General features: G+C 45.7%; 19 protein-coding genes. 16 read left to right on the top strand and 3 right to left on the bottom strand.

What is annotated here, in order from left to right; translation table 11 throughout:
• The first annotated feature begins 40 nt into the window (after nucleotides 1-40).
• Nucleotides 41-694 (top strand): YitT family protein, encoded by a 654-nt coding sequence (locus RB160_RS09430; RefSeq protein WP_316569980.1) that lies wholly within the window; start codon nucleotides 41-43, stop codon nucleotides 692-694.
• A gap of 8 nt (nucleotides 695-702) precedes the next feature.
• Here the strand turns inward: RB160_RS09430 and RB160_RS09435 are convergent, their stop codons facing one another.
• The 3 genes from RB160_RS09435 to RB160_RS09445 form a co-directional block, all read right to left on the bottom strand.
• On the bottom strand, nucleotides 703-1956 hold the full coding sequence (locus tag RB160_RS09435) for an MFS transporter (protein ID WP_396954692.1): 1254 nt from the start codon (nucleotides 1954-1956) through the stop codon (nucleotides 703-705).
• Nucleotides 1957-1975: 19 nt separating this feature from the next.
• Entirely contained in the window at nucleotides 1976-2476 is a 501-nt protein-coding gene (locus RB160_RS09440) for a DUF3231 family protein (protein ID WP_316569981.1), read from the bottom strand.
• Nucleotides 2477-2629: 153 nt separating this feature from the next.
• Nucleotides 2630-2902 carry a YqhV family protein gene (locus RB160_RS09445; RefSeq protein WP_316569982.1) on the bottom strand — a complete coding sequence of 91 codons (273 nt, stop codon included), beginning with the start codon at nucleotides 2900-2902 and terminating at the stop codon, nucleotides 2630-2632.
• Between the two features lie 173 nt (nucleotides 2903-3075).
• On the opposite strand from RB160_RS09445, the gene RB160_RS09450 reads away from it, so the two are divergent.
• From RB160_RS09450 to RB160_RS24030, 15 genes are all read left to right on the top strand, one after another.
• Nucleotides 3076-4059 carry a sulfonate ABC transporter substrate-binding protein gene (locus RB160_RS09450; RefSeq protein WP_316569983.1) on the top strand — a complete coding sequence of 328 codons (984 nt, stop codon included), beginning with the start codon at nucleotides 3076-3078 and terminating at the stop codon, nucleotides 4057-4059.
• A gap of 18 nt (nucleotides 4060-4077) precedes the next feature.
• Nucleotides 4078-4842 carry an aliphatic sulfonate ABC transporter permease SsuC gene (ssuC, locus tag RB160_RS09455; protein ID WP_396954693.1) on the top strand — a complete coding sequence of 255 codons (765 nt, stop codon included), beginning with the start codon at nucleotides 4078-4080 and terminating at the stop codon, nucleotides 4840-4842.
• A 16-nt stretch (nucleotides 4843-4858) separates the two neighbouring features.
• A complete protein-coding gene (locus RB160_RS09460) occupies nucleotides 4859-5617 on the top strand; it encodes an ATP-binding cassette domain-containing protein (RefSeq protein ID WP_316569984.1) in 759 nt (252 codons plus the stop codon).
• Nucleotides 5618-5786: 169 nt separating this feature from the next.
• A complete protein-coding gene (locus RB160_RS09465; RefSeq protein WP_316569985.1) occupies nucleotides 5787-5972 on the top strand; it encodes a hypothetical protein in 186 nt (61 codons plus the stop codon).
• 356 nt (nucleotides 5973-6328) lie between these two features.
• Nucleotides 6329-6604 carry a hypothetical protein gene (locus tag RB160_RS09470; protein WP_316569986.1) on the top strand — a complete coding sequence of 92 codons (276 nt, stop codon included), beginning with the start codon at nucleotides 6329-6331 and terminating at the stop codon, nucleotides 6602-6604.
• Between the two features lie 474 nt (nucleotides 6605-7078).
• On the top strand, nucleotides 7079-7591 hold the full coding sequence (gene mug / locus RB160_RS09475; protein WP_316569987.1) for a G/U mismatch-specific DNA glycosylase: 513 nt from the start codon (nucleotides 7079-7081) through the stop codon (nucleotides 7589-7591).
• 202 nt (nucleotides 7592-7793) lie between these two features.
• Nucleotides 7794-8231, top strand: coding sequence for a peptidylprolyl isomerase (locus RB160_RS09480; protein ID WP_316569988.1), 438 nt, complete (start codon nucleotides 7794-7796; stop codon nucleotides 8229-8231).
• A gap of 73 nt (nucleotides 8232-8304) precedes the next feature.
• Complete coding sequence (locus RB160_RS09485; RefSeq protein ID WP_316569989.1) at nucleotides 8305-9057, top strand: exodeoxyribonuclease III; 753 nt, start codon at nucleotides 8305-8307, stop codon at nucleotides 9055-9057.
• 154 nt (nucleotides 9058-9211) lie between these two features.
• The gene (locus tag RB160_RS09490) at nucleotides 9212-10612 is read left to right on the top strand and encodes an FAD-binding domain-containing protein (protein WP_316569990.1); all 1401 of its coding nucleotides are present in this window, start codon (nucleotides 9212-9214) and stop codon (nucleotides 10610-10612) included.
• A 176-nt stretch (nucleotides 10613-10788) separates the two neighbouring features.
• Nucleotides 10789-11412: a transcriptional regulator CcpN gene (ccpN, locus tag RB160_RS09495; RefSeq protein ID WP_396954698.1), complete on the top strand. Its 624-nt coding sequence runs from the start codon at nucleotides 10789-10791 to the stop codon at nucleotides 11410-11412.
• A gap of 25 nt (nucleotides 11413-11437) precedes the next feature.
• Complete coding sequence (locus RB160_RS09500) at nucleotides 11438-12259, top strand: pyruvate, water dikinase regulatory protein (RefSeq protein ID WP_316569991.1); 822 nt, start codon at nucleotides 11438-11440, stop codon at nucleotides 12257-12259.
• On the top strand, nucleotides 12256-14925 hold the full coding sequence (gene ppdK / locus RB160_RS09505; RefSeq protein ID WP_316569992.1) for a pyruvate, phosphate dikinase: 2670 nt from the start codon (nucleotides 12256-12258) through the stop codon (nucleotides 14923-14925). Before RB160_RS09500 ends, ppdK begins: the two co-directional genes overlap by 4 nt.
• Nucleotides 14926-15258: 333 nt before the next feature.
• A complete protein-coding gene (locus RB160_RS09510) occupies nucleotides 15259-15936 on the top strand; it encodes a TerC family protein (RefSeq protein ID WP_316569993.1) in 678 nt (225 codons plus the stop codon).
• 105 nt (nucleotides 15937-16041) lie between these two features.
• A complete protein-coding gene (locus tag RB160_RS09515) occupies nucleotides 16042-18639 on the top strand; it encodes a helicase-related protein (RefSeq protein WP_316569994.1) in 2598 nt (865 codons plus the stop codon).
• Between the two features lie 122 nt (nucleotides 18640-18761).
• The gene (locus tag RB160_RS24030) at nucleotides 18762-18845 is read left to right on the top strand and encodes a putative holin-like toxin (protein WP_222928849.1); all 84 of its coding nucleotides are present in this window, start codon (nucleotides 18762-18764) and stop codon (nucleotides 18843-18845) included.
• Nucleotides 18846-18893: the final 48 nt, after the last annotated feature.

The raw sequence follows: 18893 nt of genomic DNA on the forward strand, positions 1-18893 counted from the left end.
CTCTCGATGCTTGTACTACTTTTCAGGGGAAACGAATAAAATGGAACATAGATGCCTTCCGGGCAAAGCAGGGATGGGGTATATGGGCAGATTTCTAAGAAAAAGTGCTATAGTAACGGCGGGCGGGCTTATTCAGGGCCTTGGCATGGGCCTTTTTTTGTTTCCGCATAGCATCCCTTCCGGGGGAGCGGGGGGCCTTGCCGTGCTCCTTCACCATTTTTTTCGCCTTGATATGGGGTTTGCCCTTTGGGTGGTTAATTTCTCCATGCTTGTCATTGCAATTAAATTCCTTGGCAATAGATGTACTGTATGGACAATGTTTGCCATAACTGTGACTTCGATGTCGATTTATTTTTCACAGAGGGGCATTACAATCCCTTACAGGAATGTTTGGGTTGATTTGGTGACAGGGTCCCTGTTCCTTGGCGCCGGGGTAGGGCTTCTCTTGAGGCAGGGAGTTTCGAATGGGGGAGTCGGAGTTTTGGCTCTCATCATATCATCCATGCGGGGGACACTTCCCGGCCGGCCCCTTTTCTGGATTAATGGCTGTATTTTTCTCTTGACCGCGTCAATTATAAAATGGGAAATCATCATACAGGCGCTTCTCAGCCAATGGATTTCAACAAAAATTGTCGATGTTGTTTTTAGAATCCGCCTGTATGATGCTTATTCTTTTGCCTTCCGAAAAAAGTAATGAGTGGGCTAAATGTAATTGTAACGGAACGCATATTTTGTTTTATCCTTTTTATCACCCTTGTTGGGGACATGGATTAAGGTAAGGGCAAGGATTCCTGCAATCAAGGTCAGAGCAGCGATGGTTAGGAACATCCCTGATCTCGTCCATTCCATCAACCTTGTAAATATAGGAGGGCCTATAGCGACACCAATGAACCGGACTGAACCATATAGAGAAGTAACAAATCCACGCCTTTCTTTTCCTACCGATCCTGTAATGAGGCTGTTCAGACATGGAAGGACAAGGCCGGTCCCAATACTGCTGAGGACCAGAACGAATAAAAATGGCACGAGTTTTTCAAAGAAAACAAGTAGTGCATACGATACTGTCATCAATCCGAGCCCGATAACAATCAAACGCTTCATTGCCGCAGTATTTTTCCCAATCCTGCTGCCGGTTAAGTAGGAGGTCCCGCCCATCACAAGCAGGGGAATCGCCAAAATCAATCCTTTTTTGACCCCGTCGATGCCGTATTGTTTTTCGAGGACATCCGATAGATAAAAAAGGATCCCGAATAGGGTGAATAGGCAGACTGATCCGGCGAAATAAGCTGTTAATAGCCAGCGTCCTTCAAACTTGAAAACGCTGGCCAACCCCCTCATGTATTTGCCGAAGGGCGGAGGCGCCTGACGATGGCTTTTTTCTTTTATAAAAAACAATGTAAGCGTAATGGATATTAAACAGATTGCCGGGAAAGCAAAAAAAACTGCAAACCAGGCGAGAAGGCCAAAGAGCGCCCCGAGAATAGGCGAGAGGACTTTTCCAAGTCCATTCGACGCTTCCACAATCCCCAGAACCCTACTTTGCTCTCCCCCCTTAAACAGATCCCCCGTCAAAGCCATTGCAATAGGAGCAGTTCCTGCCGCGCCAATTCCCTGCATAGTCCGCCCGGCTAGTATCCACCAATAGGCGCTCGGTAGACTGGTTGCCGCAAAACCCGCCAATAGCCCTCCGGCTCCGTAAAGAATCAATGCGGGAAGGATGACGACTTTTCTTGAAAACCTGTCCGATAAATAGCCAAGGACTGGGATGAAGATTGCGGCAGCAATTGAAAAAACCGTAATGGTCATGCTTGTCTGAAGGGGAGTCAGTCCAAGTTCTTCTTTCATTTGTGGGAGGATCGGGATGAGCATTGAATTTCCCAGTGTCATTATTAATGGAATTGAGCCTATTGCCGCGACTGTCATGCCGTTATTCTTACTTCCCACCGGGATACACATCCTTTTGTTTTCAATGAATTTACTTCAAATTTAACGGGGGCAGAACAAGCCATCCCTTTTCCTTGATTATTGCTGCGAGTTTATCCGCGTATTCTGTTTTTTGTGTAAGGAAATCGCTGAACATCTCGCGAATATCCGCCCTTAGGGAAAGCCCCATAATATAGCTTGCCAGAACATTCGAACCCGTGATGTCTTTTGTTAAGAGTGCAGCAATTTCAGGATCATTGAACCTTGCACCGGCGGGAATGTCTTCAGTTGCTACATTCGGCCTGTCCGGAGGCGCGGGGGGAAGGCGGATGCCATTTTCTTTTAATACTCCCTCGACCTGCTGTTCCTCCTGTTTAACACAATTCTCCATGAAATCCTCAATGAAGACTTTAAGGTCGTGATCGCCCGAATGATTCGAAAAAACCTGCAAAGCGACAAGATATGCTTTTGTGCCCAACAAATGTGACCACAAATGAAAAACTTCCCCCGCGTGTAAAGGTTCATCCTGGGGGTTTCCACTCATAATTCCCATGGCTATCACTCCATTCTCTGCATGCTTGTGATTAGTATTTGATCTAAAAATGAAAATATAACATGAAATTTTTTGCCATGTTTAACAAAAACAATATGCAAGCAGAAATAAAGACGGCTGCAAGCTGCAGCCGTCTATTTTGTGCAAGCGTCCTTATTGTTTCACTCCATAGAGAATGCAGGCAACGCCCGCGAAAACCCATACCATTTTAACTAATGAAACCTTTTCTACTATTCCAATTAAGCCAATAGTAGTTGTTGACAACAGAATAAGCGGCCCGATTAATGCAAGGGAGCTGTTGATCAGCAATGCTTTTTCTACAGCATTGAACTTAATCATCAGGAGGGCTGCGAATATTTCTATTCCACCCGAGACGATCCGTAATAACGACATGGCCAGAACCGTTTTTTCAATAACCGTAAACATAAAGCCCTCCATCTTGGACGATGTTCTTTTTCAATATATGCCCTCGCAATAGGGATTAGTCCAATCCAGCTGGTTGGGAACAAATTTTAGTGGACAGGAACGCTTCCTCTTAATTTTCATAGTTTAAAACAGGTAGACATATGCCCAAATTCTTTGAAAGGGAAGGAAACCATATGAGATTTTTTCGAGCAAAAGGGACACTGTATTGGCTACTCGCATTTTTTGCAACTTTCACTTTTCTCTCGGGATGTTCGGAGACAAAAAAAACAGATGAGAGGGCCGGCACAGAAGAGAAAACAGTTAAAACCATTAGGATTGGATATCAAAAGAACGGCCCTCTTGTCATATTGAAATCGCTTGGCACACTTGAAAAATCACTTGAAAAACAAGGCGTTTCCGTAGAATGGAAGGAATTTCAGGCCGGGCCCGCCCTTGTCGAAGCACTGAATGCCGGAACGATTGACTTTGGAAGGACAGGGGATTCACCACCGATTTTTGCCCAGGCTGCAGGTGCTCCTTTTGTCTATATCGCGGCTGGGAAACCAAAGTTCAATGGTAGCGCAATATTGGTCAAGGATGATTCACCTATCAAATCGGTAAAGGATTTAAAAGGAAAAACGGTGGGGTTCGCAAAAGGGTCGAGCTCTCATTATTTGCTTATTAAAGGCTTGGAAAAAGCAGGGCTTTCCTATACAGATATCAAGCCCGCATTCCTAGCTCCAGGTGATGGCAGGGTGGCGTTTGAAAAAGGGAATATTGACGCATGGGTTGTCTGGGATCCCTTTACGTCAGCTGCGGAAATCGGTTCTGGCGCCAGGATGCTTGTAAACGGTGAAGGGCTGACAACGGATAGAGACTTTTTCCTGGCAAGCACCACTTTTGCAAAGGAACATGCAAAAATTATTGACCTTATTCTGGATGAGGTGAAACATTCATTGGAATGGGCGAATTCCCATCACGATGAACTTGTTGAAATGCTAGCCCCAATTTTAAAAATAGATGAACCATCGTTGGAGGTTGCTGTAAAACGGAGAGTGTATGGAGTGGATGAAATTAATGGGGAAATCATCCAGGAACAGCAGGAAATCGCCGATACATTCTTTAAGCTTGGAATTATCCCTAAAGAAATAAAGGTTACGGATGCCATGAATAAGTAAATAGGGGAGGCATTTTGTTTGAAAGCATTTTTGAAACGTATGATGCCGTCAGCCATTCCCTGGGCCTTTCCAATGTTCATACTTGCTTTCTGGCAGGTTTTTTCCTCCCTGGGATTGATCCCGGCAAGAATTCTCCCGGCCCCTACCGAAGTATTAAAAGCGGCGTTTGCATTGCTTAAATCTGGTGAGCTTGCAGGGCACATCTGGGTAAGCCTTGGAAGGGCAGTAATCGGGTTTATCATTGGCGGGACAATCGGCTTTTTGCTCGGACTATTCAATGGGATATTTAAATTTTCCGAATTGCTGTTGGATACCTCGGTCCAAATGCTAAGAACAATCCCTCATCTGGCACTAATTCCGCTTGTGATTCTCTGGTTCGGGATCGATGAAACGTCCAAGATTTTTCTTGTGGCGCTTGGAGTTCTTTTCCCTATCTACATCAACACATTTCACGGGATTAAGTCTGTTGATAAAGGTCTGGTTGAAATGGGAAGGGCTTATGGCTTAAAGGGAACAAAGCTGTTTTTTACGGTTATTTTTCCAGGCGCGCTCTCATCAATTCTTGTGGGTGTCCGTTTTTCACTTGGCGTTATGTGGCTGACGCTAATCGTTGCGGAAACAATTTCCGCCCAATCAGGCATCGGGTACATGGCGATGAATGCCCGGGAATTTTTCCAAATGGATGTTATTGTTTTAAGCATTCTCCTTTACGCGCTATTTGGCAAGCTATCCGATATTATCGCAAGGGCTATGGAAGGCAAATGGCTGCGATGGAACACATAAAAGGGAGGAAACTGAAGTGAAGCAGGGGGAAGCGCCTTATTTAGTGCTGAAAAGTGTTAAAAAACAATACGGAACCAGGATTGTGCTTGATGGAATCGATTTATCGGTCGCTCCCGGCGAATTTATTTCCATTGTCGGTAAAAGCGGTTGCGGGAAGAGCACGCTTTTGCGCTTAATCGCCGGACTTGAGGGACATGACATGGGAAGTATTTATATTAAGGGAAAAGAACTGAAAGGATTAAATCCGGATGCCAGGATTATGTTCCAGGATGGACGGCTTCTTCCTTGGAAAAGTGTCCTAAAAAACATCGGGATAGGGCTAACTGGGCACTGGCAGGATAGAGCGCTGCATGCTCTTCGGAATGTGGGACTTGAGGACCGGAGCAAAGACTGGCCGTCAAAGCTTTCGGGTGGACAAAAACAGCGTGTGGCTCTCGCAAGGGCCCTTGTCCATGAACCAGACATTTTGCTCCTCGATGAACCGCTTGGAGCGCTTGATGCCTTGACCCGGATTGAAATGCAAGATTTGATTGAAAGGATCTGGAGGGAAAAAGGGTTTACTGCCATCCTCGTTACACATGATGTGGAAGAAGCGGTGGCCATTGCCGATAGAGTCATCCTCATTGAAGCAGGGAAAATTGTCATGAACCGGACCATTGACCTTCCTCGCCCCAGGCAACGCGCTCAACGTGCTTTTCACAATCACGTGGATGAAATACTAGAACGCATTCTTGGCCCAAATGGCGAAAATGGATTGAAATTGGTCGGTAAATAAAGTGGCATACTTGTGATGCTGCTTTATTTTTTTTGGAGGAAAGGATAAGAACAATTATTTATTTACTTTTCGGGTTGACACGTTATAATGAAGGGGATATAGCATAGGGCAACAGACTGATAACATTTTGCTAGCAGCTAATAGCATATTGATAGGGGGTGGGGTTTTAGTGGAGGATCAGCGTATTCAGCTGAATGTAAGGATTACAAAAGACGTATATGAAAAGTTGGATGAAATCGTGGCGTACTATCAGGAAAACACAAAGGTTGGAAGAATTTACAAAGGCGATGTGTTGATGGACATCATAGAAAAATCATACGAAGTTATGGAAAAACAGAAAAACAGGCAACGTTAAAAATCGGTCTTAAATAAGGTTTCTCGGTTTGGGGAAATAAATTTGCCTCAACCCCATTCAGGCAAATTTCCCCTATCGAATACAAACTTTAGCAATTCAGCTTTCCGGAACTGCCCGTTACTTCGTATCACCAGCCTTAGTTGGAAGATACACCTTTTTTTATAAAAACACCGGGAAGCATGCCCGAACATTTCCATTTTGAAATTATCCGAGCCGATTGCGGCTCTTTTTCTTTTGGCCAAGACAAATATTCCATTACTGGGTGAATTGGAACAGTATTCGCGTTCCTCGAAAACAGAATACTAATAACGGAATCCTTTCGCGGGATCCAATTTAATGGAAGAAGGTGCTTGCACATGAATATGCAAATGGTTACTTCCATTTTACGGGGACTAACAAACCAGAGGCAGAGCAAAAGAATGTTTTGGGCTTCCCTTATTGGCCTTGGAGTAAGTGCTACGGCAATAGGGCTTAGAAAGACCCGCTACCGTAATGTCCTTCCAAAGATTCAACAGGCTGCAGAACGGTTTATGGCCCCTATGCCAGGCAACACCGCCTTGGCTGAATTCTCGAATGAATTTTTTCCGGATAAGGTGACGGGGAAACAGGGCAGCAACAAATCGAATCAGTAATTTCTGAAAAGCCGCTTAAGCGGCTTTTTTGGCATCCACAGATTACCAAAAACTAAAGAAGAACAGCTCAACCCAAATTACCGCTCCCGAACAGCGGTGGCCAGTCGGTCCTTCGGGATTTAAACGAAAACTTAACGCCCAAACGACAGTGCTCAGTGGGTCTTTCGGGCGTTAAACGACCACTTAATGCCCGAATAGCGATGGGCAACCGATCCTTCGAGTACTTGTTTTATGGGTAACTTAACTTTAAATGGAGAATCCGCTTTTTGAATTTATTATTTGTTTTAGAGATATACCACTTCTTATAATGTAAGCATGTACCAATAAGCTTTTTCCCGGGGTAAACCGTATTTTACAAAAAGCAATCGTTGCACCATCCCGCGTCGGTAGGATTTTATGGATAATTGATTTAAAATGAAAAGCGATAGAATTTGCACGCTAAGGTCCGCGTGAATAAAGGAAGGTGATTGGTCTATGTTGCGCGACCATCTTAAGGAAAATCTCGATATCCTGTTTGTCGGCTTTAATCCCAGCCTGGTGTCAGGGGAAACAGGGCACCATTTTGCGAACCCGAACAACAGGTTTTGGAAAATCCTTTACAGGGCGTCAATCACACCACGGCTTTACAAACCTGAGGAGGACTGGCTCCTTCCAGAAATCGGCCTGGGACTTACGAATATTGTCGAGCGTCCGACGCGTGCTGCGGATGAAATTACAAAGGAAGAATACAGTCAGGGTAGAGTGGCGCTAAACGAAAAAATCAAGGCCTACAGGCCGCTGATAGTCTGCTATGTTGGAAAAGGAGTGTATCAACAGTTTAGCCGAAAGAAAGAAATTCCTTGGGGGATGCAGCCCGAGCCAGTGGTTACCGGCACCACAGACTTTGTCGCCCCTTCTTCAAGCGGGCTTGTCAGGATGCGGATGGAAGAAATTGTGGAAATTTATAAGGAACTGCCAGACCTTGTTTCCCGGCTAAGAGAAAAGTAAAAAGGCGCCTCCCTAAGGATGCGCCCGCCTCTTCCGTCCGAACTGGTTAAGTGTCCCGCAACAAGCGATTGTCGGAAGAGGCAATGCAATTGTATCATGGGACGAGCGATTTTTTCAAACAGTCACTTCAACAGTTAAATACTTCATTCCGCCAATAAGAAATGATATGATAGATGTTATCTGATGTGAAGGAGATGTAATCATGGGAAAAAAAGGCGTTATCACAATGCAAAATGGTGAAAAAATTGAATTTGAATTATATCCGGAAGAAGCACCAGGAACAGTCGAAAACTTTGAAACCTTGGCCAACAAAGGATTTTACAATGGATTGACTTTCCACAGGGTGATTCCTGGTTTCGTAAGCCAGGGTGGGTGCCCTCATGGAACAGGAACGGGCGGCCCAGGGTACACAATTAAATGTGAAACAGAAGGAAATCCGCATAAGCATGTAGCTGGCGCGCTTTCAATGGCTCACGCAGGTAGAGATACAGGCGGAAGCCAGTTCTTTATTGTTCACGACCCGCAGCCTCACTTGGATGGGGTTCACACAGTATTCGGGAAAGTCACATCTGGCCTGGAAACTGCAAGGTCGATGAGAAATGGCGATGTAATGGAAAAAGTTGAAGTTTTCGAAGACTAACAGCGGTGCCAAAAGGGCCTTCCGGTTTATCGCCGGATAGGCCTTTCTTTTTTGTTTAAGGGGGAGAATGACAATGAAGCTTGTATCCTGGAATGTAAATGGAATCCGGGCATGCGTAAACAAAGGGTTTCTCGATTATTTCCATGAAGTGGACGCCGATATTTTCTGCCTTCAGGAAACAAAGTGCCAGGACGGCCAAATCGTACTTCAATTGGAGGGCTACCATCAATACTGGAACTATGCAGAGAAAAAAGGCTATTCAGGAACAGCGGTTTTTACAAAAAGACAGCCACTGTCCGTCCGTTATGGCGTAGGCTCATCCGATAGTGAACCCGAAGGTAGGATAATCACGCTTGAATATGAAGATTTTTACCTCGTAAACGTGTACACCCCTAATTCCCAGCGTGACCTTGCTCGCCTTGGTTACAGGCTGGAGTGGGAAGATTCAATCAAAAGCCATTTGCTCAATTTGGAAGCGGAAAAGCCGGTTATCCTTTGCGGGGATTTGAACGTCGCCCATTCATGGATCGACTTGAAAAACCCGAAGTCGAATGTTGGCAACTCTGGCTTCACTGACGAGGAAAGGGCGAAAATGTCGGATTTGCTCGATGCCGGTTTTATCGACAGTTACCGGTATTTTTATCCTGACCGGGAAGGGGCCTACACGTGGTGGTCTTATATGAGCAAAGTACGGGAGCGAAATATTGGCTGGCGGATCGATTATTTCATTGTTTCAAAAAAGCTTAAGGGCAGGCTGAAAGGCGCCCATATTGATTGCTATATCATGGGCAGCGACCATTGCCCCGTAATTTTAGAATTAAAATAGGGCGGGAACCAGAGATTTGGGTTCCTGCCCTTTTTGTATCTGGCCTATATCTGTTAAATTTTTTGTGGTTAATTCCTGCACACGTCGTTTTTGCAATTTTTTCAGCTAGGCGGGTAATGTACTACAAACCTTTTTTGAATGGTGGGACGGCAAGATGAATATTGTATGGTACAGGCGCGACCTGAGGGTGAACGACCATCTGCCGCTTTCTACGGCTGCCAAATACGGTGAGGTGCTTCCTTTGTATATTATTGAGCCTTCACTTTGGCAAGGGGGCATTTATTCTGCCCGGCATTACGCCTTTGTTTTCGAAAGCCTGGAGGAATTATCCGTACGGCTTGCCGAAATGGGCGGTTGCCTTTTTGTAACAATTGGCGAGGCGGAAAATGTGTTCAGGAAATTGGAGGAGGCGTACGGCACAATCAGGGTCTTTTTTCATAAAGAAAAGGAGCTGTCGGAATCTAATCGATATCACTGTCTAGAAAAAATCGGGGTTCCGTTCGAAGAGGCACCTTCCCTCAACGGTGAAACAGCAACAATAAAATCAAAAATGAAATGGATAAGAATATTGGAGGGAGAGGGTGAACTGGCCCCGCCTAAATTGAAGCTTCCCGAACGACTGCCCGATTGGCTATCTGAGCCACTCGGAAAATTCCGAAACTATCACGTTCGCGGAGCCTCGATTCCATTAGGCCAGCCAGGGGGAGAGCGGAACGCGGAGGAAACACTTCAATCGTTTTTCAAGGGAAGGTACATGATGTATGAAGGGAAAGAGGAAGGTCTTTTAAAGGCGTCGAATTATTCCAGTAGGTTGTCTCCTTACCTGGCCTGGGGGAATATTTCATTCAAAACAGTCGTCAAAAAATCCTTGGATGAATTAAAGGAAGCTAAAACGGAAAATGCGCGTAAAGCGATAAATTCCTTTTTGGATCGGCTTTATAGCCGGTTTCTTGCATACGGTACCAGCTCTCCTCAAAAATACCGACAATTAGCGATTGACCCAAAAACGTGGAATCCAGATGTACAGGAACGTATCCAGACAGGAAGAACCGGTATTCCGATCATTGATGCTTCTGTTGTTTCATTAAGGAAGAACGGCTGGCTTCCATACAACCTGAGGGCTGTTTTAGCCACCTTTTTATGCAATGGGCTGCAGTTGGATAAACATCTTGTAAAGGAGTTTCTTGGCAGCCTTCTCCAGGATTATGATCCGTGCATCCTTGACCGTGAATTGGAATTATGCACATCTTTATCCGGAAAGCGAATATCAGTTTACTATCATCCTGTAAGGGCAGGAAAGAAGCTCGATAGCGATGGAGCCTTTATCAAGAGGTACATCCCTGAATTAGCGAGCCTACCGGCAGAGTACGTCCATGAGCCGTGGCGTTATCCGGGTTTTTACACGCTTGGGTATCCGGTTCCGATGAAAGATCCAGATAGCATATTCAAGACTATCAAGCTATCTGCCGCTTCAACGGAAAACAAGCCAAATAAGTATCCCCAATCCTCCCCGGAGATTGGAGAGCAGTTAAGTATGGATTTATTCGAAAATTAGTATAACTAATTTGCGGTGTGTTAAATGGTTAATAAAATTTATAAAATTATTTTATTTAAAAGTTTCCAATATAACTTTAATGTAATATACTAATTAAGAATAATGGTAACACATTTAAAATAGTAAGCTTAATAACTTGTAAATGGTATGACAGAATGGGGGTGTCCTAAATTAAACTGTCCAAACGGCAGGAGGAAATAATTGAAATCATTAAGGCTTCCGGGCCGATAACAGGTAAACAAATCGCTGAAAAGCTTTCACTTTCAAGGGCGGCGCTCAGGCCAGACTTAGCCATTCTTACAATGGCAGGAACCATAGACGCCAGGCCTAGAGTTGGATATTACCTTAGTATGAACGCCTCTCCACCACCATTTGTACGTGGTACGGTGCAAAAGCCTGTTTCAGAATACAAAGCCCATCCGATTGTAGTCCAAGCATCGGCTTCGGTTTACGATGCGATCGTCCAGCTGTTTTTGGAGGATGTCGGTACACTGTATGTGGTGGATGAAAGCGGCCATTTGGCTGGGGTCATTTCCAGGAAAGATTTGCTCCGCGCCTCTATAGGGACGAGGAGTCCCGAGGAAATACCGGTTAGCATAATCATGACTAGGATGCCGAATATCGTCATGATCGGCCAGGATGAGACGCTTCTTGAGGCTGCTAGGAAAATGATGGAATTCCAAATTGATTCTCTTCCGGTAGTAAAAGAAGTTGATAAAACCACCCATACATATTCGGTCGTCGGAAGAATCACCAAAACCACTATTGTAAAGGCATACCTTGAGATTGCGGGGCTGTGACCTTCGTAAGGAGTGAAAAAGGCAATTGGCGGAAAAAGAAATTGTTTACGTTTTATCTGATTCGGTCGGGGAAACTGCTGAAATGGTTGTAAAGGCCGTCGCGTCCCAATTCAATGGAGGGTATGTCGATATACGAAGAAACTCATATGTCGAAGATACCGAAGATTTAGAGGATGCATTATTGCTTGCCAAGAAGGAGATGTCGCTGATTGCCTACACTCTAGTTGTACCCTCCCTTAAGGAATACCTTGACAGAAGGGCAGCGGAGGAAGGCATTACGGCTATAGACTTGTTGAACCCGCTCATGTCGGCGTTTGTTAAAAGGTTCAACAAAGAGCCACAGCATCGGCCGGGACTGATGAGAAAGCTTGATGAAGAGTATTTCAGAAAAGTCGAAGCGATAGAATTTGCGGTCAAGTATGACGACGGCCGCGACTCCAGGGGAATCGCCAAAGCTGATATCGTTTTGATTGGTGTTTCCCGTACTTCTAAGACACCTCTATCCATGTATCTGGCTCATCAGCGATACAAGGTGGCAAACGTACCGCTTGTTCCGGAAGTCGCGCCACCAGATGAGATTTTTTCGCTTCAGAGGGGCAAATGTGTCGGCCTTATCATTACACCTGACAAACTAAATGCTATAAGGAAGGAACGGTTAAAAGCGCTTGGCCTTACTTCCCAGGCTAATTACGCGAGTTTTGAGCGGATATTGGAAGAGCTCGATTACGCGGAAAAAATTATGAAGCGTGTAGGCTGCCCAGTGATTAACGTATCAAATAAGGCTGTAGAAGAAACAGCCAGCCTCATTGTGGATGTTCTTAAATTGGAAAGGAGCTCACAGCGATGAAAAAATTTGTTTACTTATTTAATGAGGGCAATAGCGAAATGAAAGATTTGCTTGGCGGCAAGGGGGCCAACCTTGCTGAGATGACGAGGATTGGGCTGCCTGTTCCTTTTGGTTTTACTATATCAACTGAAGCATGCAATGCCTATTACGAATCAGGGGAAACGATTCCACACGAAGTAACAGACCAGGTTTTACAAGCGCTTGGAAAACTGGAAGAAAGGATGGGCAAAAAACTTGGCGATCCGTCCAATCCATTGCTCGTATCTGTCCGTTCCGGTTCCAAATTCTCAATGCCAGGTATGATGGATACAATCCTGAACCTTGGCCTGAATGATGAAACGGCTGAAGGCCTGGCCGTACTGACAGACAATCCCCGTTTCGTCTATGATTCATACAGAAGATTCATCCAAATGTTCAGTGATGTCGTCCTAGATGTCGATATGTTCTTTTTCGAACAATTTCTCGAGGAAGTACGCGAAAGCAAGGGTTATTCTTCCGACCCTGAGTTGAAGGCCGAGGATTGGGCGGAAGTGATTAAGGGATACAAGAAAATTGTTGAGAAACATACTCGGAAACCGTTTCCTCAGGATCCGAAAGAGCAGCTGTTCCTTTCCATCAATGCGGTATTCAATTCCTGGAACAACCAGCGCGCAATTGTCTACAGGCGCTTGAACAAAATCCCTGACCATCTTGGAACTGCCGTAAATATACAAAGCATGGTTTTCGGGAATATGGGAAATGACTCCGGTACAGGCGTCGCCTTCACCCGCAACCCTTCCACAGGCGAAACGATTCTTTACGGGGAATATTTGATGAATGCACAAGGTGAAGATGTTGTCGCCGGAATCCGTACCCCAAGGCCGATTTCCGAACTTAAAGAGGAAATGCCTGAAGTTTACAGGCAGTTTGCCGAAACATGCAAAAAGCTCGAGATGCATTACCTGGACATGCAGGATATCGAATTCACCATAGAAAAGGGGAACTTATATATCCTCCAAACCCGTACAGGTAAAAGAACAGCGCAGGCGGCCATCCGGATTGCGGTTGAAATGGTTGAAGAAGGGCTGATTTCAAAGGAGGAAGCACTGCTTCGTGTCGATCCTGATCAGCTTAACCAGCTTCTTCACCGCCGGATTGATGATAAATTCGAAAGGGTCAAGATTGCAAAGGGTCTTCCAGCATCTCCAGGCGCCGCGTCAGGTATCGTCGTTTTTGAAGCCGATGAGGCCGAAAGCCTTACAAAAGAAGGGAAAAAAGTTATCCTTGTCCGGCCGGAAACGACTCCGGATGATATTCATGGTATCATCTCCGCTCAAGCCGTTGTAACGAGCAGGGGCGGGATGACAAGCCACGCCGCTGTTGTTGCAAGGGGAATGGGAAAAGCATGCGTTTGCGGTTGTGAAGTATTGAAAATCGACTTAAAGAATAGGTTATTTTCAGTTGGTGAAACGGTCGTAAATTATGGGGATATCATTACGATTGATGGGGGTACCGGAGAAATCATGCTTGGTGAAATCCCGATGATTGAGCCTGAGCTGTCTGATGAATTTAAACTCCTGCTTTCGTGGGCTGATGAAACCCGCGCCATCTCCGTTAGGGCAAATGCTGATAATCCTGAAGATGCCCGAAAGGCGTTGGAGTTTGGCGCAGAGGGAATCGGCCTTGTCAGGACAGAGCATATGTTCATGGATGCAGCGAGGGTGCCGATTGTACAGGAAATGATTTTGTCCGAAAGTTTTGAAGAGCGGAGTGCCGCACTCGAAAAACTTCTCCCGATGCAACAGGGCGATTTTGAAGGTATCTTCGAGGTCATGAAGGGACTTCCGGTTACAATCCGCCTACTTGATCCGCCGCTTCATGAGTTCATGCCGGATAAAGAGGAATTGCTGGTCGACATTACAAAATTGCAAATCCTTCAGCCTGATTCCCCAGAACTTAAGAAAAAGGAACACCTTCTAAGGAAGGTCCGCCAGCTTGAAGAATTTAACCCCATGCTTGGACATAGGGGATGTAGGCTTGGTATGATCAATCCTGAAATCTACATGATGCAGGCCAAAGCCATTTTCTATGCAGCCGCGGCTGTGGCAGAAAAAGGAATAACTGTCAAACCTGAAATTATGATCCCGCTTGTTGGCCATGTCCACGAGCTTAGGGAAATGCGTCAGCTTGTAATTGAAGCTGCTTCACAAATAAAAGAGGAATCTGGCAGGGATATTGAATATACTGTTGGTACGATGATAGAAATACCGAGGGCTGCCCTTACGGCTGATGAAATCGCTTCTGAAGCTGATTTCTTCTCGTTCGGGACAAACGACTTGACCCAGACAACGTTTGGATACAGCCGGGATGACGCAGAGGGGAAATTCCTGCAAACGTATATCGAAAGGAAAGTATTGCCGGAGAATCCTTTTGCTGTCCTCGACCAAAATGGGGTTGGGAAGCTAGTCGAAATGGCCGTAAAGCTTGGCCGGACAACCAAGCCGTCCCTTAAAACAGGCATCTGCGGAGAGCATGGGGGAGAAAAGAGCTCAATCGACTTTTGTTTCAGGAAAGGGCTGGACTATGTCAGCTGTTCTCCATTCCGGGTGCCATTGGCGCGGCTTGCAGCTGCCCAGGCTACAATTCGGCACGGAAAGCCAACGGAAACAGCGGTCATGAACATGTAAAAAAACCAGTCTCCACAAACGCTTGATATTTCGTAAAAAATAGTTTATGATTTTCCTATCTTATAGGATAAGCATAAAGGGGAGTAGCTTTTACAGCAAAGTCGTCAATTCGGGGCACTGCCTCCGGCTTTGTTGGCAGCAGCCATGTTGTTAGCAAGACCTTTACCTGTCAAGGGTAAGGGTCTTTTCTGTCCAAAAAAGGGCCCTTGCCAGTTGGCGGGGGCTCTCTCTTGTATAGGCGCCCATTCTGCCGCTTCTGAAGAACCGAAGGCGGCTGTGATTGGCAGACTAAAACAAACCCGCTGCTGGAGTCAACTAAGGAGGAAACTAGAAATGGAATTTTTTTCGATGGAATTTTTAACGGCATTGATGGCGATTGTCATGATCGACTTGGTGCTAGCAGGCGACAACGCGATCGTAATTGGCCTTGCCGCAAGGAACCTGCCAAAAAATCAGCAAAAAAAGGTCATCCTGTGGGGAACCGCAGGGGCCATTATCATTCGCGCGCTGGCAACTATCATTGTCGTACAGCTTTTAAAAATCCCCGGCCTTTTGTTGGTCGGAGGAGTTCTGCTCATTTGGATCGCAATCAAGCTATTGGTTGAGGAAAAAGGGCATGATGTTAAAGCGGGAGGCAGCTTTTGGGCCGCCATCAGAACCATTATCATTGCCGACGCTCTAATGGGACTGGACAATGTCCTTGCGGTCGCTGGAGCCGCACATGGAAGCTTTGTGCTTGTCATCCTTGGCCTGCTCATTTCGGTACCAATCGTTGTATGGGGAAGCACGCTCATATTGAAATGGGTCGACAGGTTCCCGATCATCATTACAATTGGCGCCGCCGTACTTGGCTGGACGGCTTCAAAAATGATTGTGAGCGAACCGTTTTTGATGGAATATTTTGCGAATCCTTTCGTGAAATATGGGTTTGAGCTTCTCATTGTAGCCGCTGTCGTTTTAATCGGCAGGGCCATCAAGAATAAACAGCATAAGGCGAGTGGGACTGCTTAAAGCTATGCATATTGGGGAACCAATCTTTATGATTGGTTCCTTTTTCTATAGTACTATCTGAATAGGGAATGATAAAAGTGAGAATCAGTGAAAAGGAGTAGTATGATGGATGAAATAAAAGCCGCGCACTCCGGAGCGGTAAAAAATACGAAGCGCAAAATTATTGAAGATATTTCGAAGTATATGGAGTCTAAGGAACCGATGCCTGCCTTGGAGCACTATTTGGTTGACAGGAATCAGTATATTGAACAGCTATGGCTAAATGTCTGGCTAAACAAGGTAACAAATGGCGTATCGAAAGTGGGGAAAAAGGAATTTCTTGAAAGCAAAGGGATTGAGACGAAGGGTGTTGACCGGAAACTGATTAACCACGTGTTCAGGAATGAAATGAGGGAGTTTTCTCCTTTCAGACCTGCAGAATGGCTACACGCGGAAATGGAAGCGCAACCCGGGATGTGGGAGAATTTATACACCGAGGCTAGGGAGCGTTTCAGGAAACAAGAGGAAGCGGCGAGAAAAATGGAGGAACGTGCGGTCCTTCTTCAAACAATGAGCGAGTCTGCAGAGCGAGTCCTCTTAGATAGCGAATCGCTCTTGTACCTTTATACAAGATATGAAATTGCCCGAAAACTCCAAGCTGACATTAACTCCGGAACCCGTTATAAAAAAATCGATACACTCGCGCTGGAAGAAAAGCTGATAAGCCAGGGGTGTTTCAGTCCGGCAGACTACCGGAGGGCGGGTGATTTTTTTGAAGAGCTGACAGGGGATATACATAAAACGTTCTACCGGGGCAGGATGTTTTTTGAATATGAAACGTATTACTTTAAATACGAACGCGCCATTACCGGCATTGTCCTCAGGAATGCTTCCCGGCTTATTTCGGAAAAATTGCCGGAGGGAGATTTTAAAGAGTATTTGTCCCATGAACCGGAGGAAGGCGATGAAAACAATCTTGCCGTTCTTGTTTCAGAAATGGCAGAGGAACTCGCGGATGATTTCCTTGAACGGATTTCAGGAGAATATATCGAGGATTTGTTAAGGCTCGAGGCTGTTCCATTTGACGCTGAAACACATAAGGCTATTTACGAATCCGATATGGCCATGGCGGAAAAACGGCTCGCCTGGGAAATAGCGGAAGCGGAACAGAAGGCGGCTGAAGAACAGCGAATGATTGACGAAGTATTCGGAAGCGAATACAGGCCCTCCACTGAGAGGAATGTTAAATACGTCCTTCATATCGGTGAAACGAATACCGGTAAAACACATCATGCACTTGAAGCCTTGAAAAGCGCGGAAAGCGGAATTTATCTTGCCCCGCTCAGGCTTTTGGCCCTAGAGGTCTACGACAGGCTCAATGCCGACGGAGTCCCGTGCTCGCTTAAAACCGGAGAGGAAGAAAAAGAGGAGCCAGGCGCGGCACATATTTCCTGCACGGTCGAAATGTTCCATGAGAAGGACTATTATGAAGTCGCTGTCATTGATGAGGCGCAAATGGTCGCGGATAAGGACCGCGGTTTTTCCTGGTACAAAGCGATTACCAAGGCGAATGCGAAAGAGGTCCATATTATTGGTAGCTTCAATATTAAAAATATGGTCATAAAACTTCTCGGCAACGCGGAATACGAGTTAAAGGAATATAGGAGGGACGTGCCGCTGCATGTGGAAGATCAGGAATTTTCATTGAAAAACGCCAGGAAAGGCGACGCGCTAGTATGCTTTTCAAGGAAACAGGTCCTGGCTACCGCAGCAATCCTACAGGGAAACGGCCATAAAGTCAGCATGATTTACGGCAGCATGCCTCCGGAAACAAGAAAAAAGCAAATGCAGCTTTTTATTTCGGGCCAGACTGGGATTGTTGTTTCAACAGATGCGATTGGAATGGGGTTAAACCTTCCGATTAGAAGAATTGTGTTTCTCGAAAATGAAAAGTTTGATGGAACCTCGAGGCGGAGGCTGAGTTCTCAGGAAGTGAAGCAAATCGCGGGAAGAGCCGGGCGAAAGGGAATTTACAATATTGGACGGGTAGCCTTTGTATCGGATGTACAGAGAATGAAACGACTCCTTGAGGGAGAAGACCAGCAGGTAAAGGTTTTTGCAATCGCCCCTACAAGTGCGGTTTTTGAGCGCTTCCAGAAATACAGCCGAAGCCTTGGCGCCTTTTTCGAGCTTTGGGAAAAATTCGAGAGCCCGCCAGGAACAAAAAAGGCCGAACTCGCGGAAGAGAGGAGCAGGTATGAACTAATCGAGGGCACAATGATTGAACAGCGATTTCCAATGATGGAGCTGTACGGGTTCCTGCATCTGCCATTTTCGGCAAAAGAACCGCAACTGACAGAGCAGTGGCTGGAGACTATGGCCGCTATTGCCGATGGGAGGGAGCTTCCGGAGCCGGCAATAAAAAAACGGAGCCTTGAAGAAATGGAATTAACCTACAAGGCGATCGGCCTCCATCTTCTGTTCCTGTATAAGCTTGGAAAGAGGACGGAAGCGATTTATTGGGAACGGGTCCGTGAACAGGTTAGTGATAGTGTCCATGAGGAATTAAAAGATGTCACAAAAAGCCAAGGGAAAAAGTGCCGTAATTGTGGGAAAAGTTTACCCCTTGATTTTGCTTACCCTATTTGCGATCAATGCCATTCCGGCCAAAATAAGAGAAAAAACCATTCAAGGCGGGGCTGGAGGCAAAAGAGAAAATTTTGACATACTTGGACAAAACAGCGAACTTATGTTCGTAAAAAGTAGGAAGATATGATATAATTAAACCAATCGGCGGTTCTTTAAGGGTGGGCATGAACACTCCCCGTGAAAGGGGGTGATGCCTGATGACAGTTTTCCAGGGCTTGATGCTCGCGATTTCGTTTGCCAGCCTTATTGTAGCCGTACTGTCGGTAAACCAAAAAAAATAACCCACCCTTGAGCCGGCAAGCATAATGGGCGGGTTTTCGCTTTATTCC

Source organism: Neobacillus sp. YIM B06451 (genome assembly GCF_032667185.1).
Lineage (GTDB): Bacteria > Bacillota > Bacilli > Bacillales > Cytobacillaceae > Bacillus_D.

What these genes read in the sequence shown, in the direction of transcription:
- RB160_RS09480 (WP_316569988.1), top strand. Translation starts at nt 7,794, where the DNA reads ATGGGAAAAAAAGGCGTTATCACAATGCAAAATGGTGAAAAAATTGAA.
- RB160_RS09470 (WP_316569986.1), top strand. Translation starts at nt 6,329, where the DNA reads ATGAATATGCAAATGGTTACTTCCATTTTACGGGGACTAACAAACCAG.
- RB160_RS09490 (WP_316569990.1), top strand. Translation starts at nt 9,212, where the DNA reads ATGAATATTGTATGGTACAGGCGCGACCTGAGGGTGAACGACCATCTG.
- RB160_RS09510 (WP_316569993.1), top strand. Translation starts at nt 15,259, where the DNA reads ATGGAATTTTTTTCGATGGAATTTTTAACGGCATTGATGGCGATTGTC.
- RB160_RS09445 (WP_316569982.1), bottom strand. Translation starts at nt 2,902, where the DNA reads ATGTTTACGGTTATTGAAAAAACGGTTCTGGCCATGTCGTTATTACGG.
- RB160_RS09430 (WP_316569980.1), top strand. Translation starts at nt 41, where the DNA reads ATGGAACATAGATGCCTTCCGGGCAAAGCAGGGATGGGGTATATGGGC.
- RB160_RS24030 (WP_222928849.1), top strand. Translation starts at nt 18,762, where the DNA reads ATGACAGTTTTCCAGGGCTTGATGCTCGCGATTTCGTTTGCCAGCCTT.
- RB160_RS09515 (WP_316569994.1), top strand. Translation starts at nt 16,042, where the DNA reads ATGGATGAAATAAAAGCCGCGCACTCCGGAGCGGTAAAAAATACGAAG.
- RB160_RS09485 (WP_316569989.1), top strand. Translation starts at nt 8,305, where the DNA reads ATGAAGCTTGTATCCTGGAATGTAAATGGAATCCGGGCATGCGTAAAC.
- mug (WP_316569987.1), top strand. Translation starts at nt 7,079, where the DNA reads ATGTTGCGCGACCATCTTAAGGAAAATCTCGATATCCTGTTTGTCGGC.
- RB160_RS09440 (WP_316569981.1), bottom strand. Translation starts at nt 2,476, where the DNA reads ATGGGAATTATGAGTGGAAACCCCCAGGATGAACCTTTACACGCGGGG.
- ppdK (WP_316569992.1), top strand. Translation starts at nt 12,256, where the DNA reads ATGAAAAAATTTGTTTACTTATTTAATGAGGGCAATAGCGAAATGAAA.
- RB160_RS09450 (WP_316569983.1), top strand. Translation starts at nt 3,076, where the DNA reads ATGAGATTTTTTCGAGCAAAAGGGACACTGTATTGGCTACTCGCATTT.
- RB160_RS09435 (WP_396954692.1), bottom strand. Translation starts at nt 1,956, where the DNA reads ATGTGTATCCCGGTGGGAAGTAAGAATAACGGCATGACAGTCGCGGCA.